The sequence below is a fragment of the Neobacillus mesonae genome (assembly GCF_023715155.1).
In the GTDB taxonomy this organism is placed as follows: Bacteria; Bacillota; Bacilli; order Bacillales; family Cytobacillaceae; genus Neobacillus; species Neobacillus mesonae_A.
The window spans coordinates 1-17,024 of the sequence record NZ_JAMBNQ010000017.1 but is presented as its reverse complement, the minus strand read 5'-3'; the positions used below and the strand labels follow the sequence as shown (position 1 = coordinate 17,024).

Genomic DNA, 17,024 nt, shown 5'->3' with positions numbered 1-17,024 from the left:
ATCATTTTAATCTTTCTTCAATTTTTAGTGTCGGGAAATAGTCACCAAAATTATTTGTTTCCTTTTCATTCCGATTCATACTAATAGTTCCTGCACCAGGATAGGTAACTGTTAGTATTTTCCAGCCTTCATAGTTTAATAATTCATCTGATAATTGACTGTAACCATTAACGGCCAAATCCTCAGGGGAAAATTGCTCCATTGGTGCTAATTGAATAGTTGCTTTTATTTCGCCATTTTCAAAGGAAACGTTATTCAATTCGTCATTTTCACCAAGTGAATAATCCCTAATAATTTCTTTCACTTTATCAACTGTCATTTGCTGGTTTGATTGTTTGGCTTCTGCGTCCGCTTTAGCTTTAGCCGCTGCCTCTTCTTCTTGTTTTGCCTTTTCTTCCGCTAACCGTTTCTCTTCAGCGGCCTTAGCTTTAGCTTCCTTTTGTTTCTGCTCTTCTTGCATTTTAAACCACGGTGCTGCCTCATTTACCTTCGCTTGTAACTCTCTATTTTTTGTTTCAAGGCTTGCGGCAGTTTCTGTTTTAGCAGACAGTTGTTTCTTAAAATCATCTATCTTCGCATTCGCACTATCAACCTGCCCCTGTGAAGGACCAAATGAAGCTCCAATAGCAAGAGCAATCAATGCTGTAATCACATACTTCCATCTATTTTTTAAAAAGTCTAGAACTACTTTCAATTTATAACTCCCCTTAAAGTATTTTCATATGATGTCAGTCTAATTTTACCAGAATAACATGATAAAAGAACTAGACTTGGTTAACTTCCTCTAATTGGCAATGAAAATTCAGGGGGTCAGACCCCCACTCAGTTAAAGTTTACCGCGGTAATGAATTAAGACGGAGGCGGCCTGCTTCTGTTTTTATCCTTTATAAGGTAATGTTAAAGAAATATAGAAATAGTTGTTAATTGTGTTTCAATTATTCTACAGAGTTACTATGAAAAATACAAAGAAATAAGTGGGAGCGTTGATTAAATGGTAAAAATTCGAAAGGCTTCAGGTAATGAAATAGAAATGATTCGAGAACAACGAGTGATGGCATATGAAGAGCATGCACAAAAAGTTCCTGAAGGGCATTGGGAGGCGCTTAGGAAATCGATTTTGTCAGATGCTGATGAACAAATGGGGGTTGAACTTCTAGTTGCTGAATTGGAGGGGGAAGTGGTAGGCAGTGTTGCTTTGTTTCCTTCCAAGTCAGATGCCTATAAAGGTCTTTCCGATATGGTAGATTATCCTGAAATAAGAATGCTGGCCGTCGCACCACAGGCACGGCGCAAGGGTATTGCTGAGGCATTAATAAAAGAATGTATTCTGCGAGCAAAAGTAAGCGGTACAAAGTATATTGGTTTACATACAGCAGATTTTATGGAAGCTGCTATACGGCTGTATGAACGTATGGGCTTTATACGGATGACGGAATTTGACTTTCAACCTGCTGACGACGGAATTATTGTGAAAGCATATCGACTATCTATCAGCTGAATCCATCAGAGGGGTCTGACCCCCGCTCAGCTAAAGGTTTAACGTATTAAAGGGAAAATGGGAGGCGGTTCTTTTGCTGCCATTATGAATATAAAGCAAAAAGACCGTCCCCTAATATTTTAACAGTTTACTTATCTAACCCCGAGGTATAAATACTATTCCACAGCCATTCATTTTCCGGCAGTTCTTCAATTGCTTTGACCAGCTCGGAGGCCTGCATCTCAAACCCTTTGGCCAAAGCCACAATGGTTTGGAAGCTGGGTTTCTTTCGTTCACATTCTAATTGACCGATGTAGGAGCGATCGAGTGAGCTGCGTTGTGCTAGCTTTTCTTGTGTTAGTTTATGGGATTTTCTTAATTGTTTTAGTACCTTACCAATATGTGGTGCTCGTTCCATATCCATTGACAACAACCCCCGTCCGATTATGTACAGCGTTATTTTTCTTCTTTTTCTAAGGCCTTAAAATTATATTTTCCTGACTTCTCCTTGATGAGCTGGTGGTCTTTTGGCGGTTTGAGGTAGAAATAGGTTGTGCCTGGATGAGTGCCTCTTTCCTCCGAAAGCCGCATTAATTTTTCGGCTGTATGCATTTTGGCTTTAAAGCTGGGCAGCCTTAAGTTGACTGTCAGGCAATATCCATTGCTTAGTTCTACTTGGGTTTTGCTGCCAATGGCTGTCGGCTTGACAATATGGTCAGGATTAAACCAAATGCAATCCTCGCTTTTTGGCGATTTGGTTGGAAACAGGCAAATTTTTAAATAGGGATTGACGATAATAGGGCACATCATGGTCTGCCCCAGAATGAATTTGGAGCCGTTGACAGCCCCTTTTAAATCATAGCCAATCGCCCTTAAATTCGCATCTAACAGCTGTATAGGCGACAGGTCGACCAGAAAGGCTGTCCTTCCTTCGACTACACGTGAACAACGCTTTCCATTTTGATCATATTCCTTCATTAACATAATCATCGTATTTTCAATAGAGTAGCTTTTGTGAATCAACATCCTAAAATCCTCCCCTTTGTATCCCCCTAATTTTTTTTACACATGCCCATTGGTTGTCTCTCTAGACATCACTTCCTTCACGGGTATTTTTTGTAAAACTCTAAAGTTTTAGACTTTTATCCCCATATCCATTAAATAACAGCTATCGTCAAATAACCACGGACTAAAGTAAACAAAAGCGACAAAATTCGAGGGAATTTGCCCAATCTTATTTTTGGAGTAATTGTAAACCTACAAAACATGCTGTAAGGAAGAGTACAGAAGGCTGTCGTAATCGCCGTCATTTTCTTGAGAAACCCCGTGTTCTTCATACATTTCCTGATAATATCGCTTGAAGAATTGATTGTTTAAAATACCGTAAAAATAAGCAATCGGCTTTTTGACAGCACGGGTGAACTTCAGTTTACGGATTAGCTGTTTAAAGGAATCGATAGCAACCTCCAGTACTGTTTCTGTTTGGTTTTCGCTGTTATGGCGGTAGGCTGCTATTGTTGTCATATGCCAATACTCTTCAATTGTCTTCGCTTCTGGAAAATAATAGTTCACCAGCTGGACAAATGGCTGTGGAACACGATGACTCACAAATGTATGGTCCAATGGAGACGGTTCTTCTTTACGTTTAGTATTCTTTTGAGCTTTTTCAGTTTTTAAAAGAATACTGGTTTCTAATGGCTGGTTCATTCCTTCCTGCTGAGGTGGTTCACTTGTTGGAAAACGATTAAATACATACAAATTGCTGGATTGTGATCCATTTTTTCGTTCGGTTTCATAGACAGTAAAGATTCCAATTTTCCTGGCTTTCACAATCATGCGTTTGAAAGTAGAGCGGGAGATGCCATTGTTATGGTACTCCTCGTGAATCGCCTTCAGCACCGTTCCAATTTTGGCATTGCACACACCGGGGATTTTTGCCGCAAACCGGATCAGACGCCTTAACCCGATCAATTCTCCTTTCGAAAAATCTCTCTTATGGTCCAGCATCCACATCTCCATATGATGATTAAATTCTGTCAGGCTCGCAAACTGTGAGAACTGTTCAAACCTATCAATATTGCCGGATTTCAAATTTTTCATCGTAAGCCACCCTTTCGGAACACTATTTTTCCTTTAAGATAGCGGGTTTGGCTTTTTCTATCGAACTTCTCCTCAGCAGATTTGGAGCCCATTTTGGGGGTCAAATCGCGTTTTTGGCCTTCAAATTGTATTTTTGAAGCTAATTTTTGCCATTTGGAGTGTTTTTTAGCAGGATTTCATAACCGCCATGTATCGACACTTTTCTCTTGGTTCTGATGGTAAAAAGTCAGTGTTAGCGGGGAGGGAGACTGGTTTCAAATAAACGTTTGTTTGAGTGACAAAATTCTTGGGTGAAATTGGGACAAAAGCTTTAATTAACGGCAATGACAGCAAATTTAACTAAACGTTATTTCATTTTGATTTGCGGAATTTTGTAGGGGAATGTCAAAAGCTGCATGGGGAAATATTCTTGATCAGCAGGTTCCGTCAATATTCTATGCTCATTTCGAGGGGAAACGTTGAATTCATACGGATAAGCCGTAAATCAACTAAACGTTTGTTTACATGACAAAATTTTCAACATAAAAGTGGATGTAATCCTTATAGAGTATGCATTTTTGGTGTTTTTAACTAAACGTTTGTTTATCAGAATAGACAAAAAGTATGCAGAAATTTGTCACCTCTGAAGTTTAATCTGCCTGTATCCCAAAGAGAGGTGCTTTCACAATTTTGTGAGACAAATAGGTATTAGAAATCTTGGTGAATCCTCAATTCCAATATTATACCCTGATGGATAATTAATAAAAATATTGTAGAATATTGTCAAATAAGGTAGATTTGAATAGGAGGTAAGTCCTGAATTTATAAAATATTTACATCTTTGTATATGCTGAAGGTCATGTGTTGGGGATTTTCTTCAAAAGAAAGGGTGGTAGAAGAGGCTTGGAACTTACATATGAAACTATGCAGCTAGAATTGGAACTGAAGAGGGCACTAGAACAAGAGGAATTTCGTCTTTATTACCAGCCAAAGGTTAATTTGGGAACTGGAAAGATAGAGGGGATGGAGGCTTTAATTCGATGGGAGCATCCGGATAAAGGGTTAGTCCCTCCTATAGAATTTATTTCATTTGCAGAGGAAACTGGATTAATCATTCCGATGGGGGAATGGGTGTTACGCACGGCTTGTTCGCAAACTAAGAAATGGCTGAAAGCTGGTTTATCTCCAATGGTAATGTCCGTGAATCTATCGGTCCGTCAGCTTTATCAGCCCAATCTGGTCGAACGGGTGAATCAAATTTTAAAAGAATCAGAGCTTGATCCAAAGTATCTTGAGCTTGAGATCACTGAAAGTATGATGATGGATCAAGAACATACACTTGATATTTTGAAAGGCTTAAAGAGGTTAGGGGTGCAAATTAGTTTAGATGACTTCGGAACAGGTTATAGCTCCCTTCATTATTTGCATGAATTCCCAATCGATAAAATTAAAATCGATCAATCTTTTATTCGAAAATGTACAGCGAACCCTGAAAATGCAGCCATCGTCAAGTCTATTATTACAATGGCCCGCGGTTTAAAAATGATCGTGGTAGCTGAAGGCATTGAAACAAAAGACAATTTGATTTTTCTTCAGAACCATTCATGCCAGCTGGGTCAAGGGTACTTTTTTAGTATGCCATTACCGGCAGAGGAGTTAATTCCTTATTTCGTTCAGATTGAGCAAATTGTCCCTCAAGAGGGAATTTCTCCAAAGACCTATAATGAAATGTTAATGCAGCAAGCATTAGAGAGTACCCGGCAAGAGTTACATACCATCATGAAACAGCAGCAAGGGATGACTTTTAAGGTTATAAAAGAAAAAGAAAGGTTTATTTATACATTATGTGACGGCCGCCTCATGCAGCGAATGGGGCTCACTTCCGACCAAGTGATAGGGAAAGAATTGAAGGATTTTATGCCTCTTGAAGGTGTAGAGGAAAAGACGAAGTATTTCCATAGGGCATGGGAAGGAGAAGAGAATGTCACCTATGTCGGGGAATTCAATGGTGTCTATTATATTACTTCACTATCCCCAATTCGAAACGGTAATCAAGTGGAAGGAATTATCGGCTCATGTGTAGATGTAACAGAACTGAAAAAAGTAAACGAGGCTTTAACATTAAGTGAATCGAAATATCGAATTATTACCGAGAATATGCTGGAATTGGTCGTGACCCTGGATGCGGAAGGTAAGATTCTTTATATCTCTCCTTCTCATGAGAAAGTATTAGGGTATTCGCCTAAAATATATGAGGGATATTTGGGAAGTGATCTGGTTCACCCGGAGGATATCGCGAATCTTCGGACTGTATATTACTCTATCATTGAATCCAAAGCATCATGTCAGATTGAATACCGTTATCGGCACGTCCGTGGTGAGTGGATTACGGTTGAAGCTCAAATATCTCCAGTCTTTGATGAAAAGGGAGAGCTGGAATATTTAATTGTGGTAGGTAGAAATATTACCAAACGAAAGAAGGATGAAGAGTTAAAACAGAAATCAGAAAGGCTAACGGCAATCCACCAAATGGCATTGAGTGTGGCACATGAAATAAGGAATCCACTTACTACTATAAAGGGTTTTGTTCAGTTGATGAAAAAGGGATCCGAAACGCCTTTCTATATTGAGACCGTATTGAACGAGGTGAAAAGATTAGAAGGAATTGTGTCAGACTTTTTACTGCTTGCAGAACCACAAAACGATCCATTCAAAGAAGTGGATGTGACAGTTTTAATCCATCAAGTTTTGGAAAAATTTCATGCGAAGGCCTTGCTAAACAATATAAAAATGATAATGAGAAATGACTTTGAAATTCCTGCTATTTATTGTAATGAAAGTCAAATAAAACAAGTGTTTAGTCATATTTTGCAAAATGCTTTAGAAGCACTGCCCAATGGAGGAATAGTGAAAGTCCAGCTGCTTGGACAGGATGGACATCATATTAAAATAAGATTCATTGATAATGGCTATGGCATGTCTGAAGAGCGATTGAAAAAAATTGGCGAACTCTTTTATAGCACAAAGGAAAAGGGAACCGGATTAGGTTTCATGATTTGCCAAAAGATTATCCAGACTCATAATGGGAAAATGGAAATAAAAAGTAAAGTAAACAAGGGAACAATGGTTGATGTCATATTGCCAATTGGAAAAGGGAAATGATTTTTAGGTGTTGTATTGAATGGACATTGGAAAAAGAATAACTTGCTATCAATAAAGTGATGGTTGGAATTTTTATTGGAGAGGAATCAAAAAATGTTTAGAAACGTATCAATGAACGTTAAATTAGCAGGAAGTTTTGCTATTATTCTTCTATTTTTAGCATATATATCTTTTAATTCTTATATGGTTATGAATAAATTAGCGGACAATATCGATTTTCTTGGGAATACACAGGTGAAAAAGGCTCAATTAATAGGGCAGGTGAGAGAAGGATTTACGAGAGTAAGACTCAACGCGTCAAAGCATTCAGATGGTCAAAGTGTCAGCGATAAGGAAAATGCTGAGAAAAAGATTAACGAAAATGTGAAAGCTGTAAGAGATAACATAAAAGAAATTAATAAACTATACTTACCCCCAAAAAATAAACAATTATTAGCTAAATTTAGCCGTGATTTTGAAGACTATGTTGGCATTCTTCCATCCTTTTTAGAAAAGTCGAGAAATCATAAGGATAATGAAAAGTATGTATTAATTGACCAGCTGGGAACAAAGGGTGAGGCGGCCATTCAATCTCTTGATGAATTCACAAAAACCGCCAATGAAACAACGGGTGCTTATATTAAAAATGCTGAAGACAATACAGCCCAATCCATCATGATCACGGTTATTCTATCAAGTATTGCTTTACTACTAAGTATCTTAATTGTATTACACATCACCAAGCTGATTCGTCGTTCTGTTAAAGGTGTCATACAAAATGTGGAGATCACGACAAGCTCTGTGGAGGAAATTAAAAAGTCGATTGATCATACAGCTGAAAATGCACATGAGTTAGAAAGTTCTATGAATAATGCCAATCATTCCGTTAGTGAAATCGTCGCTTCTATTCAGCAAGTTGCGGGTAATACAAGTGTAACGGCTTCGGGAATTGAAGAAATCTCTGCCGCTATCGAACAAATGAGTGCTTCTATTAATTTAGTAGCGGGAAACGGTGATAGTTTAGCAGCAGCTGCGGAAGAAACCTCTTCAGCTATTCAAGAAATGTCTGCATCCATTGAACAAGTCGCTGTTAATGTTGGTAACGCAGGAGCAAGTGTAGATGAAATCTCGGCTGCAATTGAGGAAATGAGCAATTCCATTACAGGTGTAAATAACCATTCCATCCATTTAGCAGAAGCTGCAACGCAAACATCTGAAACAGTAGAAGAAATGGTGGTTTCTATAAAAAATGTGGCAGCCAGCGCACAAACGGTTAACCAGCTAAGCCATTCTGTGAAACATGATGCGGCGGAAGGAACCAGTTCGCTTAACGCAACATTAAATGGAATGAAAGAAATCTCCCAGGTCATTAACCAAACAAGCGATGTAATGGAAACACTGGGAAAGAGTTCAAGGGAAATTGGGAATATTATCGAAGTGATCGATCATATTGCGGAACAAACCAATCTATTAGCCTTAAATGCAGCCATTGAGGCTGCTCGGGCTGGGGAGCATGGAAAAGGATTTGCGGTGGTTGCAGAAGAAGTACGGAAATTAGCAGAACAATCGGCTCAAGCAACAAAAGAAATCTCAGGCCTAATCATCGGAATTCAAAATGAAACGGCTGCGGCCATTACATCTATCCAAGAAGGATCTGTGAAAGTAAAAGAAGGTAATCAATTGGCTGAGAAAACCGAGCAGGCTATTAAGAAGATTACAGAGGGCATTGCCAAAGTAACAGTAGAAATGAATCAGATTGCGAAAGCAACGGAGGAACAAACTGATAAAAGTGAATTTATCACCCAGTCAGTAGAAAATGCTAAAAAACAAGCGATGGAAATGACGTCTTCTACAAAAGAGGAAAAAATCACGGCAGAAGAAATCGTCAAAGGCATCTTTAATATAAAGGAACAAGTGGGACAAATTTCTATTGCCACCGGTCAACAGGCAATAGGCGGTGCAGCTATTGTAGAGGCTGTGGAAAATCTAACAAACCAATCGAGTTCCATAAAAAATGCAACGAAAGAGCAGGCGCTCACTGCTGATGAAATTGTTCAAAATATTACCCATATGAAAGAAATGATCCTGGAAATGACGGCAGCAACAAGTGAACAAGCAAACTATGGCCAACAAATTGCTAACGAAGTAAGTAATGTGCTTAAGCAAACGGAAGAATTATATGTTGGTATTGAAACCCAATCAAAAGAAGCAGAAGAAGTAGCAAACGCCATTCATCACGTCAATATTCAGGTTGAAAAACTAAAATAATCAAGAAAAATGAACGAGACGTTTATCCCGGATAAACGTCTTGTTTTTTTACTTGTGTCACCACGCAGATTTTGCCGAAGATGGATGGCTTGTCCGTTTAATAGGTAGGGAATGGAGGAGGGGATGTTTATCAATAGTTTAAAGGAGAATTATTCATTTAGAATGATTAAAGGTAATCTGCATAAACACTCTTCATATTATAAATTTTCTCATTGAATTATGAGGAGAAATGCTCTATTCTTCATTGTAATGCCGCCGCATTTTTATGCTTCTTCCATATAATTTCTAATTGATTCCATTTTAATGAAACAAATTCATAGTATTTTTTTGTAAAGTAAAAAAGAAGGGGGAGTTAAAATTTGAGCAAGAAAAGACTTACATATGTCATTCCAATTATGATTGTCGTGATGGTTGTTGCCATTTCGATGCTCAATCAAGAGCATACAGAAGTCCAATTAGGGATTAGGATCATCATTGCAATAGGAGCAGCACTATTTTCAGGAGTCATCTCCTATTTTCTTTTTCCAGAAAACGAGAAAAAGAATCGGCCTTAGCTGGATACAATTTGCCATTAGCGAAACCGCAAACCTCTTTCTGTTTGCGATTTCGCTGTTATGGCGGTAAACTGCCTTTTTGAAAATGCACATGCCTGGGATTTTTGCCGCAAACCGGACCCGCCGCTTTAACCCAATCAATTCCCCTTTTAAAAAATCCTTATTATAGCCCAGCAGCCACATCTCCATATGATGATAAAATTCTATCTGACCCGCAAACTGTGAGAACTATAAAACAGGGACATCATGCTGCCGGGCATCTATTTTTCCTTAAGGAAAAACTCAAGAAAGTAACCTCTTTTAACAGGATTATTTTTCCAAATTAATATATTTTGTATAGTGAATAATGAAGGTATTCCCAAAATTCAGAATCTGGTTTATGATATAGAAATATACTAGATGAGGTGGAATTCGCTTGCTTTTACTAGACTACATCATTAATACCTCCATTTTTTCCTTATTAATTGGAATACCCCTGGTGATTGCATCCTTTGCCAATTTTAAGCCGATCAAACATGGCCGGCTTTTGGGAGGATTATATGGGGGAATCGTTTCTATTATTCTTGTCAACTTATCTTTTCAATCGGAAGGCTATTCTTACGATATTCGTTATGCTGCAATAATATTATCTTTTGCTTATTTTGGCCCAGCGGCAGGAATTATTACCGGCAGTATGGCATTAATAACCAGGCTGTTTACTAGTGCTCAATGGATGCCCGCCATTACAGGCTGGTTGGTGATCATGCTTGGTCTATGGGGGCTTCACTTGCTCTATTCTAAGTGGTCTTCTATTCGAAAGAGTTTCCTTTTCTTTGCTGCATATGTAGTAATCTATATCCTAACCGTGCCCATTGTATTTCATGTTTTCAGGGATAAACCGCTTTTTCATTTTCAGTACATCGTATTTGTCTTAGTTGGTTTGATCATGGGCGTATTACTGATTGAATCTTATTTAAAGCTTTATCGGTTAAACAATCGTTTAAGCCAGATGGTTAAAATGGTGGAGGAAAGTGAAGCGAAATATCGTCTAATTGCTGAAAATACCTCAGATTTAATACTGGTTATTAATAAGGAACTATCTGGCAGTTACTTTTCCCCGTCTTATGAGCAGCTCTTAGGGTATGATAGCTGCGACTTGTTCAACATGCAAGTATGCAGCATGATACATCCAGATGATACAGACATGTTCAGAAAAAACATTGGTGAAATGTTCCAACATGGAAAATCCCAATCGATGGAATTTAGGCTTCAGCATAAACTTGGCGGCTGGATTGAATTTGAATCGCGGTGCATGCCTGTGAAGGGTGATGGCCATACGTTTGAACAGATTGTCATGATTAGCAGGGACATCACAGAACGGAAAAAATCTGAAGAGATGCTGCTCCAATCTGAGAAGCTCTCGATTGTCGGAGAACTGGCAGCAGGAGTTGCCCATGAAATCCGAAATCCACTTACCACCATTAAAGGATTTGTTCAACTTTACAAAGCAGAAAATAGTTCTTTAGCATACAGTGATTTGCTGCTGGAAGAACTTGAACGGATTGAACGGATCACAAGTGAGATGCTTTCTCTTGGAAAACCGCAAGCTGTACAGTTGGTTCAAGCCGATTTAAGAGAGTTGCTGGAAAACACAATCGATTTTCTAGCACCCCAGGCTCATATGAATAATATCCAATTTACGTTGGAGTATGATGATTCACCGATTACTATTACATGTGGAAAAAACCAATTAAAGCAGGTATTTCTGAATTTGTTTAAAAATGCGATGGAGGCAATGCCCAAAGGCGGAATGATCGAAATACAGCTGCGGAAAACAGCGGATGACATAGGCACCGTGTTCATACAGGATCATGGACGGGGAATTCCAGAGGAAATGCTTCCGCGTTTAGGTGAACCTTTTTATAGTCTAAAAGAAAAGGGGACAGGGCTTGGACTCATGATCTGTCATAAAATCATAAAACAGCACAAAGGAACCATTACCTATAAAAGTAAGCTGAATGAAGGGACATTGGTCGAAATTAACCTTCCGATGGTATAGGGGTCAGATTAGGGGTCCAAGATTAGGGGTCAGACCCCCGCTAAGTTAAAGCGGTAAAGCATGAGGCCCCACTTAGTTAAAGCGGTAAGGCATGATGAAGACGGAGGCAGATTGCTTCCGTTTTTTTATTTGAGTTTGCGAACAATGAAAACAGTTAGCTGCCAAAAGTCCTATTAAAAGTTTCTACTATTTTCCTATTGTAAACTCAAATTAATGTTATAATACCTTTTGGAAAAATAAAGCAATAGGGGGATTTAGAAGTTGAAGTTTACTATACGGTTCTTTTTAGCCGCCATTTTATTATTATCTTTAGCTGCCTGTAGTAATGATACAGCAGCCAACAAAAGTTCAGATGAGAAAAATAAAGAACAAGCCTCTGAAACAAAAGAAAAGGCAAACAAAGCTTCATTCGATTTAACCGGTTATTGGAAAGGTTCTTCAGAAGGTGATTATTATTCTCTCACCAAAGATGATGATACATACTCTTTAACATCATTACTAGTTCAAAAAACGATTCAATTAGATATACCAAACATTAATAATAAAGAAATAGAGGCAACTGTATTAAATGGAATAGAAAATTATCTTAAGCCGGGGGACAAAGCCACATTAAAAATAAAGGATGATAATACCTTTACTTTAGAAGCAAATGGGGACACAACCGAATTGACTAGAATAGAAGGATCAAAAACAGTGGATCCATTAGATTTAGTCGGCAGCTGGATGGATGATAAAGACTATTTTACGATCACAAAGGACAATGATGTTGTTACATTTAGTTTTCAAGAAGAACAGGAACAACTGGAAGTTTCAGTAGAAGTTACAGATGTATTAGATCATTTTATATTTGGAAAAGTAACGAAAATACTTCCTGAAAAATTTGCAAACGTAGACGATGATTTATATCTAGGTTCAGGAGCAGCTTTTCGACTTTCAGATGATAAAACTAAATTATCAATCATGGGTGATCCGGAATTAACCAAAACAGATATGTCTTATGAGGACTTTAAAGCACAAAAAAGCAATGCTGAATAAATAAATGAAGAAATGTTGAAAGACTTCAGCGTCTGTTTTCAATAAAGGCTGTGTTAAGGTTATTGATGTTTTTTTTACTATGTTGGTTGGAACGGAGTGCCTGAGACGCAAATCAACAGCCAAGCTTAACACAGCCTTATGAAAAGAAGCGGCTGTAATTTTTCAAAAACTCGGGGGTTAGAAAGTGAAGAAGGGAAACATCATTGTTACACTCATGCTATTGTTTGCATTGGCAGCCTGTTCAAGTGAAACTGCGAAAGTTGAACAAAATGGTGAAGGTAAAAAAGTATCAGCTAATGAAAATAAAAAGAGCGTGGAAAATGTGCCAGAAAAGATGAGCGTAAAAAAGGTAGATTCCCAAAAATATAGTTTTGAGGAATTTAGACAATTAAACGAAAAAGAGCAAAAGGAATACATGGTTCCGTTAGTAAATAATTTGGGTTATACAGATGATTTAGCTAATTGGATCTTATCATTGATTAATGATACAAATACGCAAATACCCAGCTCCGTCCAAACAGTAGGTGATTATGCCGAGTTTTACGTTAATAATGCTGAAATCCAGGATGGTTATAAATTAGATTGGAAATTAAAAGAAGAGAAAAAACTAGCGAAAAGCGGGAATCAAGAAGATGATTACGTAACCATTGATGGTCCTGGAACATTTGAGCCTATTAAAATAGCAAAAGAAACAGTGAACAAAAGAATCGATGCGATCAAAAAAGAACCTCTATTAAAAATTAAACCTACCGGAGAATTCTCTTTACTAGGCATATGTGTTGGATATTCTTTTGACTATGTAAAAGGTCTGTTAGGCGAGCCGGATAAAACGGGTGTGATTGAAGGGGGCAATAATCATTTTTATTATATTCCTGCCAATACATTACACGAAGGAATGGATTTTTACACGTTAATCATTTCAGTTGTTGATGGAGATACCATTAAGGATGTTCATCTAGAAATGAACTATAAAGAAGAAGCCGCTAGAAGTATGGAAATTCCAAAAGAATTTAGTGATAAATTTGATGGTGAGCTGCTCACGACAAACTATACTGATAAATCCTATGAATATTGGTCGGACTTTAGTATGCTTTTTCTAAGAAATATACCGGGGAGAACGGACGCATTGAAAATCAGGCCGGCAGGGGAAAATCACCATCATTACTACATAGATCTTCAAATATGGAATGATACTGAATGGAAAGTTTTCGATACCCATACTAGAAAAGGTCTTTTTAAAAATATACCATTGGAAGAAGCACAAAAGATATTAAGAGGACCGAAAGCTGCTGGAATAGGGAAAAAATAAAAGGTAAAGCTGATCATGTTTGGTCAGCTTTTTTGATTTAATGGGGGACAAGTGTCGACCTTTTTCTATGGGCTTGGAACATAGGAAGTCAGTGTTAATGGGGGGGTGAGCTGTTTCCAAATAAACGTTTGTTTGAATGACAAAATTCTTGGCTGAAATTTGAGTAAAAGCCTTTATTAACGGTCATTTCATCAAAACTAAATAAACGTTTGTTTTGTTTTGAGATGGAGGATCTTGTAGAGGGGTGTCAAAAGCTGTGTGGGAGAAAGTCCTTGAACAACAATGTTCGTCAAAATTCTATGCTGATTTAGGGAAGAAACGTTGATTTGGATGGATGAAAACCAATATCAAATAAACGTTTGTTTGAATGACAAAATTTTTAACTCTAAAGCGGGTGGAATCCTTGGAAAATGTGCATTTTGGGTGTTTTTAACGAAACGTTTGTTTAGTAGGGGTGAACGAAAATTCTGCAGAATTTTGTCATAGGGAATAAATAAAGAGTACCCTTTCAGGATAGAAACGATTCATAACTATTTTCATCATCAGCCTTCTCCATGTCATTTAGGGCATGGGGAAGGCTGGATCTGTAAAGTTGCTGTTTTGTATGGGTGCCACCCGTATTTTCCGTAGACTCTGAAATGTTTTATTCAATCCACTTTTTGTAGAGTGCGTCAAATTTCCCCTGAAGCTTCATTTCATCCATCCACATTTCTAGATAGCTGGAATAGATGAAGTCACCGCGCGGAATCATATAACCTTTTTCATTTTTGGTGAAAGGTTTGTCGGTCAGTGCCGCATAAAGCCTTGGGTCGGCTTTGGCATACTCCATTGCTTCCACAGTGTCTGTTATCATAACGTCATATGTTCCGTCTGCAACCAGATGTGGAATATCGAGGTTGTTTTCAACAACGGTTACGTTGGCATTCTTCAGATATTGACGGACAAATGTTTCGTTTGTTCCGCCTGGATTGACGCCAACGCGGACGCTTGGTTTGTTGATGTCTTCAATGGTGAGGTATTTGTCTTTGTCTTCTGCACGTATTAAAGGCACCTTGCCGAATGTGATATAGCCTTGTGATACATAAGCTGTTTTTTGTCTGGCAGTATTACGGGTTACGCCGCCGACAGCGATATCAAACTTGTCTGCTTGCAGGTCTTTCATCATGTCAGGCCATGTAGTTGAAACAAAACGGACTTCAACGCCAAGGTCTTTGGCAAGTTCTTTTGCAGCATCCACATCATAACCTTCATATTCATTCGTTTTAGGGTTCAGATATGTAAAAGGCTTGTAGTCCCCAGTCGTACCTACCCGAATATATCCTCTCTTGATAATATCATCCAACTGGGAAGCCGCTGCCTTCTTCTGATGTCCTGGTGCATCGGCCGTTGCAGATTCTGCTGCAGCACTTGTTGTGGAGAGCAGATCGTGGCCGACATAACCTGTACCTACCAAGGATAAGCTGATGATCCCGGCTAGTAGTACTTTTTTCCATTTTTTAAACATGTGAATTTTCCCCCAATTTCTCGATTTTATTCAATTTTCTAATAATACGACAAAACCTCTCGGATTCCTTCAAAAAAATGAAAAATCCGACGAATTAACTATTTTTTGAGATTCATCAAAAAGGATGTCGAATAGAGCAGAGGAGTTAGAATGGATTTTGTGTTAATGTTCTTTGTAAAGTCTAACCTATAAAATAAGCAATTTTATATTCTGGTAAGAGAGTGGAACATAAGATTGCTTGTTTTACAATAAATGAAACCGCTCGGGACCTTTTTTAAAGATATTCAATGTTTTACGTTATTTCCTGTTCGTAAAAATGTGGGCAGCAGACAAGTACGATAGGCGACTGAACGAGTGAAAAGAAAGCAGAGTGGGTATCCAATAAGAGTGATTGGCGACCGAGTGAGTGAAAAGATAAGAGTGTGGGTATTCAATAAGAGTGATAGGCGACTGAACGGGTGAAAAGAGAAGAGAGTGGGTATCCAATAAGAGCGATTGGCGACCGAGTGAGTGAAAAGAGAAGAGAGTGGGTAACCAATAAGAGCGATAGGCGACCGAGTGAGTGAAAAGAGAAGAGAGTGGGTAACCAATAAGAGCGATAGGCGACTGAACTGGTGAAAAGAAGGCAGTGAGGGTATCCAATAAGAGCGATTGGGTGAAAAGCTAGGAGTGAGGGTATCCAATAAGAACGATTGGCGACCGAGCGGGTGAAAAGATAAGAGAGTGGGTATCCAATAAGAGCGATTGGCGACCGAGTGAGTGAAAAGAGAAGAGAGTGGGTAACCAATAAGAGCGATAGGCGACTGAACGGGTGAAAAGAAAGCAGAGTGGGTATCCAAAAAGAGCGATAGGCGACCGAACGGGTGAAAAGAGAAGAGTGTGGGTATGCAATAAGAGTGATAGGCGACCGAGTGGGTGAAAAGAAAGCAGAGTGGGTACCCAATAAGAGCGATTGGCGACTGAACGGGTGAAAAGAAAGCAGAGAGGGTATGCAATAAGAGTGATTGGCGACTGAATGGGTGTAAACAGCCACTTTATATCCTCAAGAATATCTCTAATATTTTCAAATTCCTTCGGAATTGTCTATATACTTCTCTGGAACAATATGCTAAATTTTTTGCATATTAAAAGGGGGAGTTTTTTTATGATCAAATTTCATGATTTTGGAATTGGACTGGAGGAATATGAACAGAGGGGAAAAATGAATGATTTTCCTTCCTTCGATGTTTGTCCAGGCTGCAAACGACCGGCACATGGAAACCTTCATAGAAATGGTTATTACTGGCGTTATGGAATTACTGACGAGGTCACCTTACGAATCCCTATTTGTCGCCTAAAATGTTTAAATTGTGAAGTAAATATATCTATCCTTCCGGATTTTCTCATCCCATATTTTCAGCATACTATCCATACTGTTATTAAGAGACTAAAACAAATACATGATCAGAAAAAGGCTAAAGGCAGCCGTCAATTATTGCGGTTTTATCTTAACCGTTACTATAGGGGAATTAAATGGATTCATAGCTTCTTTGTTCAATTAGGAAAAGTTACTGGCATGTCGAAGGATAAAAATGAAGAGGCCATAAAATATATGAAAATGATCCTTGATTTTGGCGAAT

General features: G+C 38.4%; 13 protein-coding genes. 8 read left to right on the top strand and 5 right to left on the bottom strand.

Going from position 1 to position 17,024, the window contains the following annotated elements; translation table 11 throughout:
- Position 1 precedes the first annotated feature (1 nt).
- Positions 2 to 694 carry a hypothetical protein gene (locus M3183_RS14710; protein WP_251470853.1) on the bottom strand — a complete coding sequence of 231 codons (693 nt, stop codon included), beginning with the start codon at positions 692 to 694 and terminating at the stop codon, positions 2 to 4.
- Positions 695 to 991: 297 nt separating this feature from the next.
- Between M3183_RS14710 and M3183_RS14705 the strand changes: the two genes are divergently transcribed.
- Positions 992 to 1,498, top strand: a complete 507-nt coding sequence (locus M3183_RS14705) for a GNAT family N-acetyltransferase (RefSeq protein WP_251470851.1) — start codon at positions 992 to 994, stop codon at positions 1,496 to 1,498.
- Positions 1,499 to 1,625: 127 nt separating this feature from the next.
- Here the strand turns inward: M3183_RS14705 and M3183_RS14700 are convergent, their stop codons facing one another.
- The 3 genes from M3183_RS14700 to M3183_RS14690 form a co-directional block, all read right to left on the bottom strand.
- Positions 1,626 to 1,901: a helix-turn-helix domain-containing protein gene (locus tag M3183_RS14700; RefSeq protein ID WP_251470849.1), complete on the bottom strand. Its 276-nt coding sequence runs from the start codon at positions 1,899 to 1,901 to the stop codon at positions 1,626 to 1,628.
- A 32-nt stretch (positions 1,902 to 1,933) separates the two neighbouring features.
- Positions 1,934 to 2,503 carry a competence protein ComK gene (locus tag M3183_RS14695; RefSeq protein ID WP_251470848.1) on the bottom strand — a complete coding sequence of 190 codons (570 nt, stop codon included), beginning with the start codon at positions 2,501 to 2,503 and terminating at the stop codon, positions 1,934 to 1,936.
- 231 nt (positions 2,504 to 2,734) lie between these two features.
- The gene (locus M3183_RS14690; protein ID WP_251470846.1) at positions 2,735 to 3,577 is read right to left on the bottom strand and encodes a hypothetical protein; all 843 of its coding nucleotides are present in this window, start codon (positions 3,575 to 3,577) and stop codon (positions 2,735 to 2,737) included.
- A gap of 882 nt (positions 3,578 to 4,459) precedes the next feature.
- Between M3183_RS14690 and M3183_RS14685 the strand changes: the two genes are divergently transcribed.
- From M3183_RS14685 to M3183_RS14660, 6 genes are all read left to right on the top strand, one after another.
- Positions 4,460 to 6,718, top strand: coding sequence for an EAL domain-containing protein (locus tag M3183_RS14685; protein ID WP_251470844.1), 2,259 nt, complete (start codon positions 4,460 to 4,462; stop codon positions 6,716 to 6,718).
- 93 nt (positions 6,719 to 6,811) lie between these two features.
- Entirely contained in the window at positions 6,812 to 8,965 is a 2,154-nt protein-coding gene (locus M3183_RS14680) for a HAMP domain-containing methyl-accepting chemotaxis protein (protein WP_251470843.1), read from the top strand.
- A 359-nt stretch (positions 8,966 to 9,324) separates the two neighbouring features.
- Positions 9,325 to 9,519 carry a histidine kinase gene (locus tag M3183_RS14675; RefSeq protein ID WP_251470841.1) on the top strand — a complete coding sequence of 65 codons (195 nt, stop codon included), beginning with the start codon at positions 9,325 to 9,327 and terminating at the stop codon, positions 9,517 to 9,519.
- A 415-nt stretch (positions 9,520 to 9,934) separates the two neighbouring features.
- Complete coding sequence (locus M3183_RS14670; protein ID WP_251470840.1) at positions 9,935 to 11,557, top strand: ATP-binding protein; 1,623 nt, start codon at positions 9,935 to 9,937, stop codon at positions 11,555 to 11,557.
- A 261-nt stretch (positions 11,558 to 11,818) separates the two neighbouring features.
- Positions 11,819 to 12,592: a hypothetical protein gene (locus tag M3183_RS14665; protein ID WP_251470839.1), complete on the top strand. Its 774-nt coding sequence runs from the start codon at positions 11,819 to 11,821 to the stop codon at positions 12,590 to 12,592.
- A gap of 184 nt (positions 12,593 to 12,776) precedes the next feature.
- Complete coding sequence (locus M3183_RS14660) at positions 12,777 to 13,901, top strand: hypothetical protein (RefSeq protein WP_251470838.1); 1,125 nt, start codon at positions 12,777 to 12,779, stop codon at positions 13,899 to 13,901.
- Between the two features lie 643 nt (positions 13,902 to 14,544).
- Here M3183_RS14660 and M3183_RS14655 read toward each other — a convergent pair.
- Entirely contained in the window at positions 14,545 to 15,405 is an 861-nt protein-coding gene (locus tag M3183_RS14655; RefSeq protein ID WP_251470837.1) for a transporter substrate-binding domain-containing protein, read from the bottom strand.
- A 1,144-nt stretch (positions 15,406 to 16,549) separates the two neighbouring features.
- On the opposite strand from M3183_RS14655, the gene M3183_RS14650 reads away from it, so the two are divergent.
- Positions 16,550 to 17,024: DUF6431 domain-containing protein (locus M3183_RS14650; protein WP_251470835.1), on the top strand; the 475-nt coding region annotated here is incomplete at its 3' end.

Excerpts from the sequence above, each read along its gene's own strand:
- M3183_RS14700 (WP_251470849.1), bottom strand. The coding sequence starts at position 1,901 with ATGGATATGGAACGAGCACCACATATTGGTAAGGTACTAAAACAATTA.
- M3183_RS14690 (WP_251470846.1), bottom strand. The coding sequence starts at position 3,577 with ATGAAAAATTTGAAATCCGGCAATATTGATAGGTTTGAACAGTTCTCA.
- M3183_RS14695 (WP_251470848.1), bottom strand. The coding sequence starts at position 2,503 with ATGTTGATTCACAAAAGCTACTCTATTGAAAATACGATGATTATGTTA.
- M3183_RS14705 (WP_251470851.1), top strand. The coding sequence starts at position 992 with ATGGTAAAAATTCGAAAGGCTTCAGGTAATGAAATAGAAATGATTCGA.
- M3183_RS14680 (WP_251470843.1), top strand. The coding sequence starts at position 6,812 with ATGTTTAGAAACGTATCAATGAACGTTAAATTAGCAGGAAGTTTTGCT.
- M3183_RS14655 (WP_251470837.1), bottom strand. The coding sequence starts at position 15,405 with ATGTTTAAAAAATGGAAAAAAGTACTACTAGCCGGGATCATCAGCTTA.